Origin of the sequence: Fischerella major NIES-592 (assembly GCF_001904645.1) — a bacterium.
Taxonomy (GTDB): domain Bacteria; phylum Cyanobacteriota; class Cyanobacteriia; order Cyanobacteriales; family Nostocaceae; genus Fischerella; species Fischerella thermalis.
In genome coordinates this window covers 142,589-162,776 of record NZ_MRCA01000006.1, presented here as the reverse complement: position 1 = coordinate 162,776, position 20,188 = coordinate 142,589, and the positions used below count along the sequence as shown (strand labels likewise).

Here is a 20,188-nt window from a genome sequence, read left to right as displayed (position 1 = left end):
GAGGACTGATGGAACACATTTTTAACTCTTCGTGATTGTTTGTCAAAAGCAAAGCAAAAACAAATTCTTCCCTTCTAATTTGAAAGTAACCTCACCCCTCCCCCTCTCCTTAGCAAGGAGAGGGGTGGCGTAGCCGGGGTGAGGTTTTTCATGGCAAAGCTAGTGAAATTTTTTGCTCGGGACTTCTCCTACCTTTGTTCTAGTTCCTAATTTTCTTCACACCTCAGCGACAACTTGCTCTTGTTCTCTTTCCACAAACGCCTGGACACGGGCGCGGTAATTCCTTAAGGTTTCATCCACCCAATCGCGATCATTACTATTGGCATATAAATGTACTAGTGGCTCGCTCGCATCTGGTAACACTAACACCCAACTGTCATCATATTGCTGACAAATTTTCACTCCATCAATTAATTCCAGGTTTTGGGCTGGATGGGTTTCGACTAAGTGACGCATTAATGCCCCTTTAGCTGTCCAAGGACAACGGATAACATGGGATTTGTGTATGACTCGTGGTAATTCTGCTCGCACTGAAGCTAGCGATCGCTCTTGGATGGTTAGCATCTCAATTAATTTGGCAATGCAGAACATCGCATCAAAACCCGGATGCAGTTGAGGGAAGATAAAGCCGGTGTCTGCACTACCTCCCAAAACGACATTTGCATTTTTGTAGCTTGCTTCCATCAAAGCTGTGGGATTAGCTTTGGTACGAATCACCTTACCATCGTGGCGACGGGCTATTTGTTCTACCGCACTAGATGCATGTACTGGTACAACTACCGTGCCTCTGGGGCAAGAAGTTAACATCATGTCTACCATCAGTGCTGTTAACATTTCCCCACGAATAGGTATACCCGATTCATCAACTAGAATCAACTGTTCACCATTTGCTGAAACCTGGACGCCAAAGTTTGCCTTTAACGCTTCCACCACGTGACCCAGCTGTGTTAGTAGTGCTTCCCGGTCAGTAACAGACATCGCAGTCTTATTCAAACTAGCATTCAATACTACTGCATCTGCCCCAAACTTATCTAACATTTGGGGTAACACCGCCCCAGATACAGCATAAACGTAGTCTATGACTACTTTGGCTCGACTGTTACGGAGTGTATCTATGTGTAATAGCTTCTCGAAGGCTGTGCAGTATTCGTCAGCTACTTGACTGGGATAAGCAACATCACCAATTTCATGAATTAGCGATCGCCGCATATCTTCTTTAAAGTAAGCCCCTTCTATTTTCTTTTCTTGGGCTTTGGAAATATTAATGCCCTTGGCGTCCATAAATTCAATCAGGATGTAGTCTGGGCGATCGGGATGTACGCGGACGTGGATACCACCAGCTACTCCCATTCTAGGTATCACTGTACGGGCGATGGGGATAGCAGTTGCGTCTAGGTTTTGAATATTAATACCTACAGACATCAAACCCGCAATTAATGACCGTGTGACCATGCGGGAGATATTACGTTGGTCACGGGAAACTGTGACTCGCGAACCGGGTTTTAAGGTGGAACCGTAAGCAGCACCTAATTTGACGGCGAATTCCGGGGTAATGTCGATATTTGCCAATCCTTGTACACCCCGTTGCCCAAACAAGTTACGCTGAGCAGTATTTCCCCAAATCAGGTTGATATTTAAAATTGCTCCTGAATCAATTTTCTTACTCGGCCAAACTCTCACACCAGGACTAATTTGAGCTTCTTCTCCCACCGTAGACAAAGAACCAACTACAGCAGCTTCCAAAACATGGGCGCGACGATCTACACGAGTACCACGAGAAATTACACAAGCTGATAGCTGTGCTTCCTCACCGATGATAGCGCCGTTCCACACTATTGGGCGCTTGAGATTTGCATCCGCTCCAATAGTAACTTTGTCTCCAATTACAGTTCCTGGTTCTATGTGTACCCTGGCTCCTATACGGCAATTATCGCCAATCACCACAGGGGGTTCAATTTTCGCTGTTGGATCTATGTAAGTATTTTGACCAATCCATACACCCGGAGATTCTTCTTTGTAGGGGAAATCAAGCTTAACTTTCCGCTCTAATGCATGATACTGAGCTTCACGATAGGCATCTAAGTGGCCAACATCACACCAGTAACCTTTGGCGATGTAACCATACATTGGCTCACCTTTTGCCAACAACAGAGGAAACAAATCTTTGGAAAAGTCTGATTCAGTATTGGCAGGTAAGTATTCCAAAACTTCTGGTTCTAAAATGTAAGCGCCGGTATTAACAGTATCGGAAAAAATTTCACTTGTAGAGGGTTTTTCTAAAAATCGGCAAATGCGATCATTTTCATCGGTAATTACCACTCCAAATTCAATTGGATTCGGAACGCGAGTCAAAATCAAAGTTGCTTTTGATTTCTTTTGTTTGTGAAATTCAATTGCTGCTGTTAAGTCAAAATCTGTGATACTATCACCGCTAATTACTAAAAAAGTTTCATCTAGAAGTTCCGCAATGTTTTTCACACACCCAGCAGTACCCAAAGGCTGGTCTTCTTCTACAGAGTAAGTAATTTGTACACCAAAATCGCTGCCATCTTGAAAATAATCTCGCAAAGCATCAGGTAAATAATGCAGTGTGGCAACTACTTCTGTAATGCCATGTCGTTTGAGAAGATTAATAATGTGTTCGGCAATTGGTCGATTTAAGATGGGTACCATCGGTTTAGGCAGGTCACAAGTAAGTGGACGAAGCCGCGTTCCCGAACCCCCTGCCATCAGTACTGCTCTCATAAATCCTCCTTAAACTGTATGCACCACTTGCTGCGTCAAGACAAATCAGATTCGTTTTGTCTGCTTTCTTAAGTGTCCTACGGATATCGAAGTTTGAGGAACTTCCAATAGATGCATCTAGCGAGACATAAGCACGTCTACTCGTCACACTAGCTTGTTTGTTGATACAAAATCAAGGAGGCTGAAGGGCAAGAGTGAAGGATGAAAGATGAAGAAAAAATTCGCAAAACACACAAATAATTTCCTTACCTTACAACCCTACACCTTTATACCCACAACCTGATTTCGACCAAGCTATAAATAGCTTGCTGAATTGTAACTGGATACTAAGGGGGAAGCTAATCTAAACTGGAGTAATGAGGATTTATCTTACGACTTGAGTGTTTAACTACGGTGTTTAGTTATATTTGATTGGTGTAAATGATCAAATTTCGCGATCGCGCGCAAATGCTGAACTCAAATTCTCTATTTCGATTGTGGAGCAGATTGCAATGGGTGGATTAATTACTGTTGTATTGATAGTAACTTATGCAGGTTTTGCTTGGAAGTTCTGGAGCGGATATGGGAGTACAAATTTCACTCGCAGTACAACTAATCGCCTGATATTTTCTTTGTTGTGGCCTGTTTTGTTGATCACAAATAAGTCCTATCGACAAAACTTTAAAAAGGCACTCAAGGGCAGATAAATAATACATTCTTGCATGATTTTGATCATCATATCAGGTGATTATTTGCTTTACTTAACAGCACCAATATTGCTAGTTTGAGTAAGAGATTTAAATTCTATAAATTTAGATAAACTTTTGTAACAAAGTTAATTAGCTTTGTGATGTTCGTAGTGAGCGCTTTAGCGCTCACTTAAGCACTAAAGTGCTTACTACAAAGCTTTGTTACAATTTCGTTCCGCACTCTGGACAGAAATTGTTACTGGGAAGGTTTTTTGCACCACAATTACTACAATAAACAGGTTTGACATCAGTTTTCGGTGCTTGCTTAGGCAAACCGATCATCTGAGCGTTGCTCTTGCCAGGGGCTACCATTGGGTAACAGTTTTCGTCTTTGGTAACGTGAACATCCAGAATCACCGGGCCATTATGAGCTAGCATTTGGGCGATCGCATCTGTCAATTCGTCCTGATTATTAACTACTATGCCTTTGATGCCATAAGCTTTTGCTAGTAATTCAATATCTGGCATCCCCACTTCCATGTTGGAACAGGAGTAGCGCTCACCGTGGAAAGCTTGTTGCCACTGGCGCACCATTCCCTGCCAGCCATTATTCACAATCACGGTCTTGACATTTATGCCATACTGTGCAAGGGTGCCAAGCTCTTGTAAACACATCTGGAAACTGGCATCACCACTAATACAGATGACTTCTTGCTCCGGAAAAGCAACTTTAGCACCCATAGCCGCCGGCAAGCCAAAACCCATTGTTCCCAAACCGCCGCTAGAAATCCAACGCCTGGGGCCTGTTTTGAGAAATTGAGCTGCCCACATTTGATGTTGACCCACATCTGTGGTGTAAATCGCATGGGGTGCTTGACGAGCGATCTCTACAATTACTTCTTGCGGTGATATACTATCGGCATAGTGCGGTACAACCAAAGGATACTCTTCTTTCCAGCGATTGATTAATCTCAACCACTCTTGGGTTTGGTTGGGTGTACCTTGGATGCCCAGTTCTTCACATCGGCGTAAAATGTCTTGCAATACGTTCTTAACATCGCCAACGATAGGGACGTCGGGAACACGATTTTTGCCGACTTCTGCGGGGTCGATGTCGATATGAATTACCTTAGCGCGGGAAGCAAATTCATCGAGTTTGCCAGTAACGCGGTCATCAAATCTGGCACCTACACAGATGAGTAAATCACAATCGGTCACTGCAAAGTTTGCATAAGCAGTGCCGTGCATTCCCAACATAGCCAAAGATAAGGGATGATGCTCATCAAAAGCACCCAAACCCATCAAAGTTGTGGTGACAGGGATTTGGAATAACTCAGCCAATTCTTGAATTTCAGCGTAGGCACCAGAAGCGATCGCCCCTCCACCAACATACAACAAAGGACGCCGACTTTCACGAATCAGTTGAATTGCCGCATGGATCTGGCGGGGATTTCCCTTGACTGTAGGGCGATATCCGGGTAACTTCACTGAACCCGGTTCCACAGGTATATAGTCAAACTCTTCAAATGCTACATCCTTAGGGACATCAATTAAAACAGGCCCTGGTCGCCCTGTTGCGGCAATGTGGAATGCTTCAGCCACAATCCGCGCCATATCTTTGGGGTCGCGCACTACGTAAGAGTGCTTCACAATTGGCAGTGTAATACCGTAAATATCAGTTTCCTGAAATGCATCTGTACCGATCGCATGGCGGGGTACTTGTCCTGTGACAATGACCATCGGGATCGAGTCCATATAAGCAGTGGCAATTCCAGTCACCAAGTTAGTTGCCCCTGGGCCTGATGTACCAAAGCACACCCCTACCTTACCTGTAGCGCGGGCGTAACCATCAGCTGCATGGGCTGCACCTTGTTCATGTCTAACTAGGATGTGCTTGATGCCATCACCACTAGCTTCCGCTTTGTATAGATCATCATAAATTGGTAGAATCGCACCACCAGGATAACCAAAAATATATTCGACACCGTGGCGTTTTAGACTGTCAAGCAGTGCAAAACCACCAGATGCACGTCTGGGCGTTACGACTGGCGATGGAGATACACTAGACTGGGCTTGATTCTCGGTTTGTGGGACAATAATTTGGGGACGCGATTCTCCTACGGAGACACTTCGTGAACGCACAGTCGAACCTCACCTATATAAATAAGATAATGCAGAATTTCTGTAGTTAAATTCTCATTTTAATTTAAAACTTTCATAGTTTATTGAAATTATCATTTATCCCTGACATGAGATGGGGAACTCACCGATCCCTGGAGGGGATTAGGAGCAACAGGGATGATTTGGAATTGGGCATTGGGATAAACTCTCCCTTGTCCTCCGTGTCCCCTTTTCTTGTCCCCGATTCCCGTTTCCCAATTCCCTATATCACGTCTTGCAAAACTTTACGAGTATTTTGCCAAGCCCAAACACCAATAACAGCGACTATCACACTCATCCCTACTAGCACGGTTCGCAAGCCTAAAGCATCAGTGATTGGGCCAGTGATTGCTAGGGGTGCAGAAAGAGCTATGTTAATGGCATGATTTTGAAAACCGAAGACTTTACCAAGCATGGAAGGTGGGGTTTGTTGTTGAATTAAAGTTTGCATTGGCACACCAATCAGGGCTGCACCTATTCCCAAAACAGCACAAAGTACTAAGGCCAATGACAGTTTGTGGACAAAAGTGAACGTCCCTAAAACCACCGCCATCATTAAGAACCCAATCAAGGGTAAGGGTTTGTGATGAAATTTATCCCCCCAATGACCCAAAATTGCTGCTCCTATTACCATCCCCACACCTGCTGCTGCCAAGAAAAAGCCAAATTGTTTCTCTTTTAAGCCAAATTCTGCTGCTAATTGAATTGCCAATACTACTAGGGCTGCAAATACGCAATACAAAGTCACTAGTTGCAGCATGGCATTTAACACCAAGCGATTTCTCTTAAGATAGCGCAAGCCTTGTTTGAAGTCTGCCCAAGGGTGGATTGCGACTTCTTGATCGCCAATAGTTCTGTTGTCTTTAAAGTTAATTGGCTGCATCATCCCAGCAGAAGACAGGTATAATACCGCCACTACCAATTCTTGACCATACTCGGGACCAAGTGAATGTTTTGCCCAACTCAACATCGGCTCGCCGATCGCAAATCCCACAATTAAAGCACCCATCATCGTGCTGCTAAACAGAGCATTGGCTGCCATTAAGTTTTCTCGCCTTACCAATAGCGGAATGACTGCCTGTTCTGCGGGTGCAAAAAACTGTGTCACACTGGAGATTGCAAAAGTCAGTATTAGTAGAATCAAAAACTCTCGTGGCAAAAACGGTATTAACAGTGTCAAGAGACCGCGTACTACATCTGATCCAACCATAATCAGCTTTTTGGGAAAGCGGTCAACAAACACACCTCCAGCAGAACCAAACAAAATTGCTGGGACTGTAAATACCACCATTAAAGCTGAGTACATGGAATTTTCTGTTAAACCCGCAGGAGGCGGATAGTTTTCTAGTAGGGCAATCATTAAAACAAAGAAAACTTTATCCGCAAGTTGGGACAATAACTGCCCAATCCACAGCAGCATAAAGCCACGGTTTCTTAGCAGGACGCCAAATCCTTTATTTACAGCAGCAGGTTCAGTTGGAAACATCAGTATTTAGGGAATAGGGAATAGGGAATTGGGAATCGGGAATCGGGGAACTCAGGGTCTCTACGTTCGCCAAGGAGGAGCCACTGCCCCCTTGGCGTTTCCACTCTTGTAGCATGTGGTATCACCTGGTGTTAGGAATCGAGAATTGAGAATTAGATAAAAATCTATCCTAGCCCCCCTTCTCCGATCCCCGATCTCTGATCCCCTATTGCCCTGATTTACTGTCTTCAATTCTCACTCCTGATTAATACTTATATTTTCCGGATTAATTTTCCTCATACTGCACCAATAGTCTATGCAAAAATTCCGCCGCAGTTAAACTTTGCTGAGATAGTGATTCCCCAACAGATGAGTCTACCCACCAACCCTGAACCTTTTGGGGCGATCGCCACATTTCAAGGTGATCAACTGCTGGATCTGCATAAAAATTATTTTCACCACTGCCGAGTATTTTAGAACTCCAGTGAGTGAAGTAATCATGGCTCATTCTATGGATAGGAAAATTTCCCCACAACGGTACTCCCCATCCATCTATAGCAATAAAAGCCTTGACTTTACCCCCTAGTAGTTGCCAGGAAGATGCCGCTGCGATCGCTCCTACTACACCAGCACTAAAACAAACGAATATAACTGGCGATTCTAGCCCATCTCCTAAGTTTTGATGTAAAAACTGTAAAATATGAAACCCAGATAGTGCAGAATAAAATTTTACTGGATAAATAAGTATATTTATTGAATTTGCAGATTGCACACTATTAATCACTGAGTCTTTCCAAGCCATGACAAATTTGTCGGTTAATTCTTGTTCATGTATTCCTGGGCAAACAATTATAGTCATATGAATTTAATTACAGCTTTCCCAATTATAATTATTTATGAATTTAAATGTTGTAGATATCACAATAATTACTTAAGTGCCAATAGGTAAAGGTTAAAGCACCTAGCCCTCTGATTTCAAAGCTACCTCACCCCGGCGTAGCCGGGGTGAGGTTTTTCATCCTTGGCAGTGAGTGAAATTTTTTCATTGACACTTATTTCTTGAAAGCGCCCCTACTAAGCCATCCTTAGGTATGAAATTTTGAATCAATGTATTTCGTTTTGTATATATCCCATCCAGGGGGATAGGATAATAGATTAATAAGTAAGAAAAACAACAGAGGAATAAAATTGTGGTTGCCACACCGGAAAAACTAGAACATAACCATGAGCAATCCTCAGGTCAACAGCGAGTAGCTGTGTTGCTGATGGGCTATGGCGAAGTCGAAAGCTACGAAGATTTTGCTAACTATAACGAACAAGCATTACACTTACTAACAGCAAAATTTGCACCAGTACCAGCTTGGATTTATCCACCCTTAGCTAGAATTTTGGCTTTATTTGACCGCCATGAGTGGGGCCACCAACACAATGATTTTATTTCTCCCCACAATGCCATTTTTGAAAAGCAACGTGCTGGTATTGAGAAGAATTTACAGCAGAAGTGGGGCGATCGCGTCCAAGTTTTCAAAGCCTTCAACTTCTGCGCCCCATTTCTTCCTCATCAGGTTTTAGCAGAAATCAAAAATCAAGGTTTTGATAAACTTTTAATTTACCCACTGTTGGTAGTTGATTCTATCTTCACCAGTGGAATTGGGATCGAGCAAGTCAATAAAGCTTTATCCCAGTTGACTGATGGTAGCGAACACTGGGTAAAAGGGCTACGCTACATTCCTTCTTTTTACAACGAAGCCGCCTACATTGATATGATGGTGCATCTTGTAGAAGAGAAAATAGCTAGCGATTTAGCTGCTGCTTATCTACCAGCAGAAATTGGTATTGTCTTGATGAATCACGGTTGTCCCCACAAAGCCAAAGGCTTCACCTCCGGAATTGCCGAAAGTCAAGCACTCTACGACTTGATCCGAGATAAATTAATCAACCGCTATCCTTTGATTTCCATCGGTTGGTTAAATCACGATACACCATTGATTGAATGGACGCAGCCCAATGTCGAACAAGCAGCGAAAAACCTCATTCAGTTGGGTGCAAAAGCTGTGATGTTTATGCCCATTGGCTTTGCCACAGAAAACCACGAAACTCTCTTAGATGTACACCACATTATTCATGCGCTAGAGAAAAAACATTCTCAGGTAAACTACGTGCAAATGCCTTGTGTCAACGATCACCCAGACTTCTTAGCAATGGCAGCCCAATGGGCAAATCCTCATATTGCTGATTTGTTGTCAGAAGAAGCAACGACGGTTAACCCACAACTAGCAGTAGCCCATCATCACCATCATTAAATTAACAGGGGAAAGGGGGCTGACAAGTATAGGTTTGTGATTTTGAGTATGAATGAGTACTCTTATTGTCAACTCCCTATTCTCCAAATGATGGCAACTTCAGGGGTACTCTTTTGATCTACCACAAAGCCCGTACGCTATTATCATCTTGATCTTGTTGATTAGTTTCTGGTGTAGTTGTGTCTTGCACGGGTTGAGTGACACCAGGATTAATTATTTGCTTAATTTTCCGTTAAATTACATCTTTAAATGCCGACTGAGAAATCAGTTTTTCATGCAGAAATTGATTGCCAAAAAGATTAGGGTCGGACATTTTTCATCAAGTTTAGGAATAGAAATCTTATTATTTCTCTATCCATAGTTTGATTTGGATTTTAGAAAATTTTGGTTGATAGGGGTAGCGATCGCTTTCCTGAGCAATGGGTGTGAAAGAGCAATAGAGTATTTACCACCCCTACCCAGAGTCGAATTACCCTCAAATCAATCTCGAAAACCTGGACTTGCTTCTCAGTCTGCTAGTACTGCAAAAATTGAAGCCGGAGTCGGTCAAAGCATTAACCAAGTGCGTCTACTACTATTGGTGGATGTAAAGGATGACCAAATCACTCAGGATAAAGCAAACCTCTAAATAGCTTCTTTGCTCATCCTCTCAATTCTTAAAGGAGGAGTTATGAACAAAAAATTACTTTTTCTAGCTTCAGCTGTTGGCATCAGCATACTTATAAGTGCTTGTGAGCCTGCTACACAAACTCCAACAACTACACCACCAGCCGGTACTCCACCACCAGCTGATACTCCACCAGCCGGAATTCCACAAACAACTCCAACGGTGACTCCAACTACCCCCTAATACCGTTTCACTACAAGTCTGATTTGGCGACTAGGGAGACAAGGGGGAAAACAGTTAAGTTAGTTAGCTGCAATTTGGGTAGCTAGATTCAATTCTTTTCATAGGGAGCTATAAGTGATATATTTACTAGCCCCGCACCAGCTATCTGCACTAATAATCCCATTGCCAATTGCTATCTTATTTACGATGACATTAAATCCCATAATGTCAGTGATTTTTGTTGGCATTTTTTTCATGTTTAGGGCAATAGTCAGTGCAATTAATTGCTTCTTCTGTCAAAACTATAGAAGGTTGAACTGCACACTTAAGATGATGGTTGTGTGAAAAATAATGACAGTTTCTACAGGGAACTTTATTATGTGATGGTTGAACAGAGAAAAATAACTTATTATTTTGTGCAAGTCTCCTAATTCTGGATAAAAATACTAAAAATAATATCCAAATTATTATGAAGCCAAAAGATCCTCCAGCAATAATAATTTTTGCATGGGGTATGTTTCCTCCGTCAACTTGGGTATTATCTATTTTTACTTCACCTTGAAGAGGCTGATTGAAATTTGTTGCAGCCGCGAGATGTTGTATAAGTTTTTCTTGAATATACATATAGAGAACCCCTTATGAAATTTATTTACAGCATTGTGAATGACTTGCATAAAGCTGACAAATTCATAATGTCAAAATCTCTACTCTTGGGGTAGAAAGTGAAGTTTGAATATTGATTACCGAACAGAACCAATATTATAGATGTAGCAAACTTTATATAAGAATATCTCTGTCGAGAGATTTGCTTGTAGATAATAGATTTATGCCAAAAGGAATAAGATTAAATTCTTGTGATTTGTTATTGACAATCATTGAATAAAAAATAGGGAATAGGAAGGAGATTTCCCTATCTCCTATGTTTTATTCGGGAGATCCAGATTTCTCGCAATTAGTAAAAAAATCAATTTATTTTACATTGACCTGATGTAGCGATCGCAGTCGTCACGCCAGGGGCGATTGCCAGTCCTCACAAGTTCTTCAAAATTATCGTTTAACTTCAAGGTAAAGTGATCGCACAACCATTTTGGGATTAGGAATTGAGAACCATTCATAATTTCTCAAGCCCTGACTGCCAAAGATTTGTTCAGCCATGTAGGTACTTGGTGATTATTGAAAGGTGACAATGATGCTACAAAAAAAATTTGCCACCATCGACGGCAACGAGGCAGTTGCAAAAGTAGCTTATCAACTTAACGAAGTTGTTGCCATTTATCCAATTACTCCCTCTACACCAATGGGCGAATGGGCAGATGCTTGGACAGCAGAGGCAAAACCCAATCTTTGGGGTACGGTTCCAACAATTATCGAAATGCAAAGTGAAGCCGGAGTAGCTGGTAGTATTCACGGCGCATTGCAAACAGGGGCGCTGACTACTACATTCACAGCATCCCAAGGCTTATTGTTGATGATACCGAACATGTACAAGATTGCCGGAGAACTGACACCGACAGTCTTTCATGTTGCTTCCCGTTCTCTGGCAACCCAAGCATTGTCCATTTTCGGCGACCATAGTGACGTGATGGCAACTCGGGCGACGGGTTTTGCTTTACTTTCTTCTGCTTCTGTACAGGAAGCACACGACTTTGCCCTGATTGCTCAAGCTGCAACCCTAGAGTCAAGAATACCCTTTCTGCACTTTTTTGATGGCTTCCGCACTTCCCATGAAATTTCTAAAGTTGAATTATTAACGCCACCAGACTTGCAAGCACTGATTGATGAAACTTTTATTGTGGAACATCGGACAAGGGCGCTATCCCCTGATCGCCCAGTACTGCGCGGAACTGCTCAAAATCCCGATGTTTATTTCCAAGCCAGGGAAACAGTCAATCCCTATTACGTTGCTTGTCCCGATATTGTGCAATCCTGTATGAATAAGTTTGCCGCACAGACAAGCAGACACTATCACCTGTTTGATTATCATGGTGCGATCGATGCAGAACGAGTCATCGTTTTAATGGGTTCAGGTTGTGAGGTGGTGCATGAAACAGTAGACTATCTCAACGCCCGTGGTGAAAAAGTGGGTATAGTCAAAGTGCGCTTGTACCGTCCTTTTGATAGTAAACGGTTTATTGAAAGTTTACCTAAGACTGTGAAAGCGATCGCAGTCCTTGATCGTACCAAAGAACCAGGAAGTGCAGGTGAACCCCTTTATCTAGATGTCATCACAGCTATCTATGAAATGTGGAAAGTAAAGGACAAGGAAAATTCTTCCACTCCTGACACTCTCCCCACTTCCCTCACTCCAACAATCATCGGTGGTCGCTACGGGCTATCTTCTAAAGAATTTACTCCCGCGATGGTAAAAACTATCTTTGATAATCTAGCGGTCACTGAACCGAAAAATCATTTCACCGTGGGTATCAATGATGACTTAAGTCATAGCAGCCTCGACTATGACCCTGAATTTTCCATTGAACCAGATAATGTTGTCCGTGCTATTTTTTACGGTTTAGGTTCCGATGGTACGGTGGGAGCGAATAAGAACTCTATCAAAATTATTGGTGAAGAAACTGAGAACTACGCCCAAGGTTATTTTGTTTACGACTCGAAAAAATCGGGTTCTGTCACTACCTCCCATTTAAGATTTGGTTCTCAACTCATCCGTTCCAGCTATTTAATTAACAAAGCCAATTTTGTTGCCTGTCATCAATGGGGATTTTTGGAACGTTTTGATATGCTCAAACATATTGTCCCAGGAGGAATTTTCTTACTCAACAGTCCATACTCAAAAGCAGAAGTTTGGCAGAATTTACCCAGGATAGTGCAAGAGCAAATCATTAACAAGCACCTGAAATTCTACGTTATCAATGCCTATAAAGTTGCCCGTGAAAGTGGTATGGGTGGGCATATCAACACAGTTATGCAAGTATGCTTTTTTGCACTGTCGGGTGTCTTATCTAGGGAAGAAGCGATCGCCCAAATCAAACGTTCCATAGAAAAAACCTATGGTAAGAAGGGTGATGAAATTGTCGCAATGAATTTACGAGCGGTTGACCAAACGCTAGAACATTTGTATGAGGTGTCAGTTCCCAACTCTATTGACAGCAAGATTGAATTACCTCCACCTGTACCGGATACTGCACCTGAATTTGTTCGGGAAGTATTAGGCAAGATGATTGCTGGGTGTGGTGATGAGATTCCTGTAAGTGCCTTACCCGCAGATGGTACTTATCCCACAGGTACAGCGAAATACGAAAAGCGCAATATTGCCCAAGAAATTCCGGTATGGGATGCTGATGTTTGCGTTCAGTGTGGTAAGTGTGTGATGGTTTGTCCGCATAGTGTGATTCGGAGTAAAGTTTACGACCCACAAAACTTAGACAATGCACCTGCAACCTTTAAGAGTACCGATGCCAGGGAGCATGACTGGCAAGGATCAAAGTTTACCATTCAAGTAGCGACGGAAGATTGTACAGGTTGCGGTATATGTGTCGATGTTTGCCCAGCTAAAAACAAGGCACAACCACGTTTGAAGGCAATTAACATGCAACCGCAAGCGCCTTTGCGAGAGCAAGAACGGGAAAACTGGGACTTCTTCTTAACTATCCCCAATCCTAACAGACTCAAGTTGAAGCTAACGCATATTAACCATCAGCAAATGCAAGAACCGTTGTTTGAATTTTCTGGCGCTTGTGCTGGTTGTGGCGAAACTCCTTACATTAAATTAGTGAGTCAGTTGTTTGGCGATCGCGCTTTGGTTGCCAATGCTACGGGTTGTTCTTCAATTTATGGCGGTAACTTACCAACTACACCTTGGACTAAGAATAACGAAGGTCGTGGTCCTGCTTGGTCAAATTCCCTATTTGAAGATAACGCAGAATTTGGTTTGGGTTTCCGCGTGTCAATAGACAAACAAAGAGAATTTGCTTGTGAACTACTTACACAGCTAGCACCTAAAATTGGGGAAGCATTAGTTGAGAGTATCTTAAATGCAGAACAAAAAGATGAAGCTGAGATTTACGAACAACGTGAGCGAGTAGCAATTCTCAAACAAGGTTTGGATGAATTGTTGGTCAATCTAGAAACGGATCATGATCCATCTCTACAATCCAAAATCCAAAATCTTCAATTTCTTGCTGATTTACTAGTGAAAAAGAGCATCTGGATTATTGGCGGTGACGGTTGGGCTTATGACATTGGTTTTGGCGGATTAGACCACGTTTTGGCAAGCGGTCGAGATGTCAACATCTTGGTATTAGATACAGAAGTCTACTCCAACACAGGCGGACAGATGTCTAAAGCTACGCCTCGCGGTGCAGTAGCGAAATTCGCCGCAGCAGGTAAATCAGCAGCAAAAAAAGACCTGGGTTTAATTGCCATGAGCTATGGTAATGTTTACGTTGCTAGTGTGGCAATGGGTGCAAGAGATGAACACACCCTCAAAGCTTTCTTAGAAGCAGAAGCCTACTCTGGCCCATCACTAATTATTGCCTACAGCCATTGTATAGCTCACGGTATTAACATGAGTACGGCAATGCAAAATCAAAAAGCTGCGGTTGATTCTGGACGCTGGCTGCTGTACAGGTTTAACCCTGAGCGGATTAACCAGGGAGAAAATCCATTGCAACTAGATTCCCGCACACCTAAGCTACCTGTGGAAAAATACATGTACTTAGAAAACCGCTTTAAGATGCTGACAAAGAGCTATCCAGAGCAAGCAAAGCGTTTATTGCAACAAGCCCAAGAGGATGTCAACCATCGCTATTCAATGTATCAATATCTGGCTGCAAGAGAGTTGTGAATTATGGACATCACTACAACATACATGGGATTGAATTTGCGATCGCCGCTTGTTGCTTCTGCATCTCCTCTTTCTGAGAACATCGATAACATTAAACAGATGGAAGACGCAGGCGCGGGTGCGGTGGTAATGCATTCGCTGTTTGAAGAACAATTACGGTTAGAGCGTTACGAACTGCACCATCATCTCACTCAAGGTACCGAGAGTTATCCAGAATCTCTTACCTATTTTCCAGAGCCAGCATCCTTTCGGGTTGGCCCAGAAGAATATCTTGAGCATATCCGTAAAATCAAGGAAAGTGTAAGTATTCCCATTTTTGCCAGTCTCAACGGTTCATCTATGGGTGGCTGGACTAGCTATGCCAAGCAAATTCAGCAAGCAGGAGCAGATGCCCTAGAATTGAATATTTACTACGTTCCTACAGATCTAGATTTAACTGCTCAGCAAATCGAGCAAACTTATATTGATATTCTCAAGGCAGTCAAAACCGCAGTGACAATTCCAGTTGCCGTTAAGCTTAGTCCCTACTTTACCAACATGGGAAACATGGCTAAGCTCTTGGATGAAGCAGGAGCGGATGCTTTTGTACTCTTCAACCGTTTCTACCAACCAGATATTAACCTCAAAACATTGGAAGTGGAACCCAATGTATTATTAAGCACAGCACAGGCGATGCGATTGCCACTTCGGTGGATTGCAATTCTTTACGGACGGATTAATGCCAGTTTAGCTGCAACTAGCGGTATTCACAAAGGAGAAGATGTAGTAAAAATGCTCATGGCGGGTGCAAACATTACTATGCTGTGCTCCGTACTATTACAACATGGCATCGCTCACATCCGAATCATTGAGCAGCAACTGCGGGAATGGATGAAGGAACACGAGTATGAATCTGTGCAGTTGATGCAAGGTAGTATGAGCCAGAAGCATTGTCCTAACCCAAGTGAATTTGAACGCGCCCAATATATGCGGGCAATTCAATCTTATAAACCAGAATGGAGGCAAATTTATGAAGCATCTCATTATTTTGGATAGCGGTTGCCTTTTATTACTCTGCGATCGCCCTGAGAAACAGGCTATACAACCGACATAAATCCCTTTTGACTCGTTTTTTAATCGCTCGATCCATTCTAGCAGTCTGCCAAGAAAATTATGACAGGTTTATTAGTTGTGTTGCAGAACTTGTTGGGCACAAAACTTTGATCAAAGTTAACTAATTCCCCTGTCTTTGAGAAACGTATCAAACGTTAACCGATCTGGAAGCGAAGTTTGTGCGCCTAATTTAGTTGCTGCTATAGCACCTGCTGCTGCACCCCAAACTATCGCCTGACGTAAAGGAAGTCCTTGAGAAATTGCAGCAGCTAAACCACCATTAAATGCATCTCCGGCTGCAACTGTGTCCACAGCCTTCACGGGAAATGCAGGTACAAAAAAGGTTTCAGCAGATGTGGCACAAACTACACCTTGTGCGCCTAATTTCACGATCGCATTTTTCACACCCCTATTTAGTAAAGCTTCGGCTGCTTTTTTTGCTGACTCTTGTCCATCGACGGGAAAACCCATTAATTGCCCTGCTTCTACTTCATTAGGGGTGATGATATCTACCAAGGGGTATAGTTCATTTGGTAAATTAGACTGGGCAGGTGCAGGATCAAGAATTACAGTTACTCCTGCTGTTGTTGCTGTTTGTGCTGCTGCAACTACCGTAGATAGAGGAATCTCTAATTGTAAAAGAAGTGCAGAACTTTCTGGCAATAGACGCGACATTCTGGTTACATCTTCTTGATTCACACATCCATTTGCACCGGGAATCACAACTATTTGATTTTGACCTGTATCGTCGATGATAATGATCGCAACACCAGAACTGACAGTTTCGTCTACCAACACATTTTCAGTTTGTACACCAGCAGCCTGCAAACTCTCAATCAGTTCTGCACTAAAACTTTGTGCGCCCACACGTCCCACCATTTGCGTAGGAATTCCTAGTCGTGCTAATGCTACCGCTTGATTTGCACCTTTACCCCCAGGGACTTTCAAAAAATCATGTCCTAACAGTGTTTCCCCTGGAAGTGGTAAACGAGGTGCAGTTGCAACCAAATCTAGATTGATACTACCGAAGACGATAACTGTCATATCAAAATAATGCTTCGTTGTTAGGCGTTGGGCATTGGGCATAGGAACATCATCAGTATCTTAATTACCAATTACCAATTACCCATTACCTACTGGATTTAGCTAATTTTAATTGGAAATTGGTACATTGGTTGTGCTGTGACATCGGGAGATGAAGATACTTCAGGTGCTGGTGTAGATGTTTGGTTGGTATTGGCAGCAGGAGTATTATTGATTTGACTGGGAGCGATCGCACCACTAATTTTGGTATCTAAAGCATCCAGCGTTTTTTGTAGTGTGAGAACTTGGTAAGTTGCATAACCACCGCACACCAGAGCCAAGGTAGAAAGTAGCACTGCTGTACTGGACAGAAATGTACTTACACCGTTACCTCTATTTCCTGTTGTTGCTTGTGTTGGTTGATTAGATTGTTGATTTTGGTATGCCATAAATCAAATCTTAAGTTGATTGCTTGTATATTTATCATGTAAGTAACATCTGTAAACTAAATAATTTCCGATACTTAACTACTACTGTCTAAGAAAATAAGTTTACTCTAGAGTATTAAAGTTATCCTCAACTACAGGAATATTGCTGTAACTAAAAGCATATATAAAGCAAAAACTTTATTTTTTATTTTGTTTATAGTAGTTTTTAATACTCAAATTTAAGTGCAAAGCTTATCTAAAAAACTATATATCGCACTATTGATATTTGTGAAATATTTCTCACTTGCAAGTATGCGATCGCTTTGTTACACGTACTTTTCTAAGATAATTTCATTACCGATTTTTTTTACTAATCGGTATTTACTTAAATTTCTCTATTAACTTGCCCTGATATATTCAATCGCAACAAATAGGGCATCAAGCATGACTGCAAAACTGGCATCAGTGGAACGGTTTAGTGTTAGTAATCCAGCTTGTTCGACAGCAATAAAACCGGAAACCGCAGCATTTACCATTCGCATGACATCTATTAATTGATTTTCACTGAAGCCGTAAGATTCTAGCCCAATTCTGAAAAAACCGAGTGCTTCTTGAATAATAGGTGCGGCTTCTGGATCATCGGGTTGCAGTTGCACTTGCATCATTGTTCTGTAAAGCGCTGGATGCGATCGCGCAAAGTCACGGGTTGCGTGTCCGCCTGCTATCAGCAGCGCCCGAGGTTCACTTACTCCCGCAGTTTGCTGCTTGTAATAAGCAAAAAATTTTTGCCAAATGGCGATCACAACAGCTTTACGTAAGCCTGCATTGCCATCTAGATGTTTATAAATTGCGGGTGGCTTAATGCCCAATTCTCGCGCGACTCGATTTACACCAAGGGCAGATTCTCCCTCTCGATCAAGGCAAGCGATCGCAGCTTCTATGACATCTTTACGCGTCAGAGTATTTTCTTTTGTGGGACGACCCATAGGAAGAAGTTATTAGTTAATGTAATTAACTTTTAGTTAATATAATTAATTTTATCTTGGTTATTTTTTACCCCACGAGTAATTATGAGCGATCTAATCTTTACTCCTGCCTATGAGCTTGCTCAGATGATTCGCGATCGCGTTGTTTCATCGCTGGAAGTGGTGGATGCTCATTTAGGGCAAATCGCTAAACACAACTCTCAACTCAATGCTATCTGTACTTTAGATGAAGACCGCGCTCGGCAAAGAGCCAAACTTGCCGATGAGGCCTTAGCACGAGGTGAAAACTGGGGTATTTTGCACGGTGTGCCAATTACGATTAAAGACAGTTTTGAAACAGTAGGACTACGTACCACCGCAGGCTATATTCCCCTGAAAGACTATATACCTAAACAAGATGCAACCGCGGTTGCAAGGCTGCGGACAGCAGGATCTGTCATCCTGGGCAAAACAAATATGGCTGAATTAGCCGGCGATTACCAAAGCACAAATTCCCTGTTTCCACGAGTGAATAATCCTTGGAATCTGGACTATACTCCTGGTGGTAGTTCTGGGGGGAGTGCCGCAGCTGTTGCAGCAGGACTATCACCTTTGGACTTAGGCAACGATATTGCGGGTTCAGTGCGTCAACCTGCTCACTTCTGTGGTGTGTATGCTTTGAAACCTACAGATCGACGCATTTCTGGTGCAGGACAAATCCCTGAAGTACCTGGAATGCCGTTATGTATTCGGCAAATGATGACAGTGGGTTGTTTTGCGCGATCGCTCGAAGATCTCCGATTATGCTTTGCGTTAATTGCAGGCGCTGATCTTCGGCGTCCTGATGTCCCACCTGTACCCCTCGATACCCCCTCTGGGAAGCCTTTACAGAATCTCAAAATTGCTTGGATCGATGAATGGGCAGAAGTTCCCGTTGCTGGCGAAATTCGAGCTGCGATGAGTGCGATCGCGCAAACTCTTTCTCAAGTCGGTGTCCAAATCGAACGCTGGCATCCCCAAGGCTTTGATCTTGCAAAAATACTGAATCTCTACGGACGGATGGCGGCTTACCTCAACATCTATGCTCAACCAGTAGATAAATATAACGTGCGCCGCAGTTTGCAGCAGATCTTCCGCACTGCAACCCAAGGCGACAAATCACTACGAAAATTGGGGGATTTTAGCCGCTTACTGCCTGAGTTGTTAAATCCTAGCCTGAAAGGATATTTTGAAACATTAACAGAACGCGATCGCTTCATCACTCAGATCGATGAGGCATTAGAACCGTGGGATGTATGGCTGACTCCAGTTGCTGCAACCTATGCCTTTACCCATCGTCCAGCTTGGAGTGCTGTTGACATTGATGGTAAATCCTATCCCCATGCAGTAGCAAACGGGGCTTACACCATGCCTTTTAATCTTAGTGGACATCCTGCTGTGGTGATTCCGATTGGACAAAGCAAAAACGGTGTACCAATTGGAATGCAAATTGTCGGTAAACGTTGGCGAGAAATGGAATTACTAGCGATCGCCCAGGAGATTAACCAAGTGGTTGGTGATTTCCGCCGTCCGGCTGGTTATTGAACAGTATCTTTCAACTTCTCAACCGTTCTTTGTAATGTCTCAACAATTCCATGCATTTGGATCGGATCGAGCATTCGCAGCAGGTTACTTTGGTAAAGTTTCAGGTGCGACAATCAGTGGAT

General features: G+C 42.8%; 15 protein-coding genes. 6 read left to right on the top strand and 9 right to left on the bottom strand.

Annotated elements, in window-relative coordinates; all coding sequences use genetic code 11:
* Positions 1-216 precede the first annotated feature (216 nt).
* The 4 genes from NIES592_RS13290 to NIES592_RS13270 all read right to left on the bottom strand — a co-directional run bounded on the left by NIES592_RS13290 (position 217) and on the right by NIES592_RS13270 (position 7,897).
* On the bottom strand, positions 217-2,745 hold the full coding sequence (locus NIES592_RS13290) for a mannose-1-phosphate guanyltransferase (RefSeq protein ID WP_073555983.1): 2,529 nt from the start codon (positions 2,743-2,745) through the stop codon (positions 217-219).
* 890 nt (positions 2,746-3,635) lie between these two features.
* Positions 3,636-5,555 (bottom strand): biosynthetic-type acetolactate synthase large subunit, encoded by a 1,920-nt coding sequence (gene ilvB, locus NIES592_RS13280; RefSeq protein ID WP_178379546.1) that lies wholly within the window; start codon positions 5,553-5,555, stop codon positions 3,636-3,638.
* 241 nt (positions 5,556-5,796) lie between these two features.
* Positions 5,797-7,059, bottom strand: coding sequence for an MFS transporter (locus NIES592_RS13275; protein ID WP_062247210.1), 1,263 nt, complete (start codon positions 7,057-7,059; stop codon positions 5,797-5,799).
* A 265-nt stretch (positions 7,060-7,324) separates the two neighbouring features.
* Positions 7,325-7,897 (bottom strand): hypothetical protein, encoded by a 573-nt coding sequence (locus NIES592_RS13270; RefSeq protein WP_073555982.1) that lies wholly within the window; start codon positions 7,895-7,897, stop codon positions 7,325-7,327.
* 331 nt (positions 7,898-8,228) lie between these two features.
* Between NIES592_RS13270 and NIES592_RS13265 the strand changes: the two genes are divergently transcribed.
* The 3 genes from NIES592_RS13265 to NIES592_RS13255 all read left to right on the top strand — a co-directional run bounded on the left by NIES592_RS13265 (position 8,229) and on the right by NIES592_RS13255 (position 10,191).
* Entirely contained in the window at positions 8,229-9,341 is a 1,113-nt protein-coding gene (locus tag NIES592_RS13265) for a ferrochelatase (RefSeq protein ID WP_073555981.1), read from the top strand.
* A gap of 367 nt (positions 9,342-9,708) precedes the next feature.
* Complete coding sequence (locus NIES592_RS13260) at positions 9,709-9,969, top strand: hypothetical protein (protein WP_073555980.1); 261 nt, start codon at positions 9,709-9,711, stop codon at positions 9,967-9,969.
* A gap of 42 nt (positions 9,970-10,011) precedes the next feature.
* Positions 10,012-10,191 (top strand): hypothetical protein, encoded by a 180-nt coding sequence (locus NIES592_RS13255; RefSeq protein ID WP_062247207.1) that lies wholly within the window; start codon positions 10,012-10,014, stop codon positions 10,189-10,191.
* A 207-nt stretch (positions 10,192-10,398) separates the two neighbouring features.
* Here the strand turns inward: NIES592_RS13255 and NIES592_RS13250 are convergent, their stop codons facing one another.
* Complete coding sequence (locus tag NIES592_RS13250) at positions 10,399-10,794, bottom strand: hypothetical protein (protein ID WP_062247206.1); 396 nt, start codon at positions 10,792-10,794, stop codon at positions 10,399-10,401.
* A gap of 350 nt (positions 10,795-11,144) precedes the next feature.
* Positions 11,145-11,285, bottom strand: coding sequence for a hypothetical protein (locus tag NIES592_RS25200; RefSeq protein WP_178379545.1), 141 nt, complete (start codon positions 11,283-11,285; stop codon positions 11,145-11,147).
* 74 nt (positions 11,286-11,359) lie between these two features.
* Between NIES592_RS25200 and nifJ the strand changes: the two genes are divergently transcribed.
* Entirely contained in the window at positions 11,360-14,974 is a 3,615-nt protein-coding gene (nifJ, locus tag NIES592_RS13245) for a pyruvate:ferredoxin (flavodoxin) oxidoreductase (RefSeq protein WP_073555979.1), read from the top strand.
* 3 nt (positions 14,975-14,977) lie between these two features.
* Positions 14,978-16,009 carry a dihydroorotate dehydrogenase-like protein gene (locus NIES592_RS13240; RefSeq protein ID WP_009454853.1) on the top strand — a complete coding sequence of 344 codons (1,032 nt, stop codon included), beginning with the start codon at positions 14,978-14,980 and terminating at the stop codon, positions 16,007-16,009.
* A 174-nt stretch (positions 16,010-16,183) separates the two neighbouring features.
* Here the strand turns inward: NIES592_RS13240 and rbsK are convergent, their stop codons facing one another.
* From rbsK to NIES592_RS13225, 3 genes are all read right to left on the bottom strand, one after another.
* Entirely contained in the window at positions 16,184-17,110 is a 927-nt protein-coding gene (gene rbsK / locus NIES592_RS13235; protein ID WP_062250600.1) for a ribokinase, read from the bottom strand.
* A gap of 98 nt (positions 17,111-17,208) precedes the next feature.
* Positions 17,209-17,538 (bottom strand): hypothetical protein, encoded by a 330-nt coding sequence (locus tag NIES592_RS25195; RefSeq protein WP_178379538.1) that lies wholly within the window; start codon positions 17,536-17,538, stop codon positions 17,209-17,211.
* Positions 17,539-17,915: 377 nt separating this feature from the next.
* Complete coding sequence (locus NIES592_RS13225) at positions 17,916-18,503, bottom strand: TetR/AcrR family transcriptional regulator (protein ID WP_062247202.1); 588 nt, start codon at positions 18,501-18,503, stop codon at positions 17,916-17,918.
* Between the two features lie 84 nt (positions 18,504-18,587).
* Between NIES592_RS13225 and NIES592_RS13220 the strand changes: the two genes are divergently transcribed.
* On the top strand, positions 18,588-20,066 hold the full coding sequence (locus tag NIES592_RS13220; protein WP_073555978.1) for an amidase: 1,479 nt from the start codon (positions 18,588-18,590) through the stop codon (positions 20,064-20,066).
* The last annotated feature ends 122 nt before the right edge of the window (positions 20,067-20,188 follow it).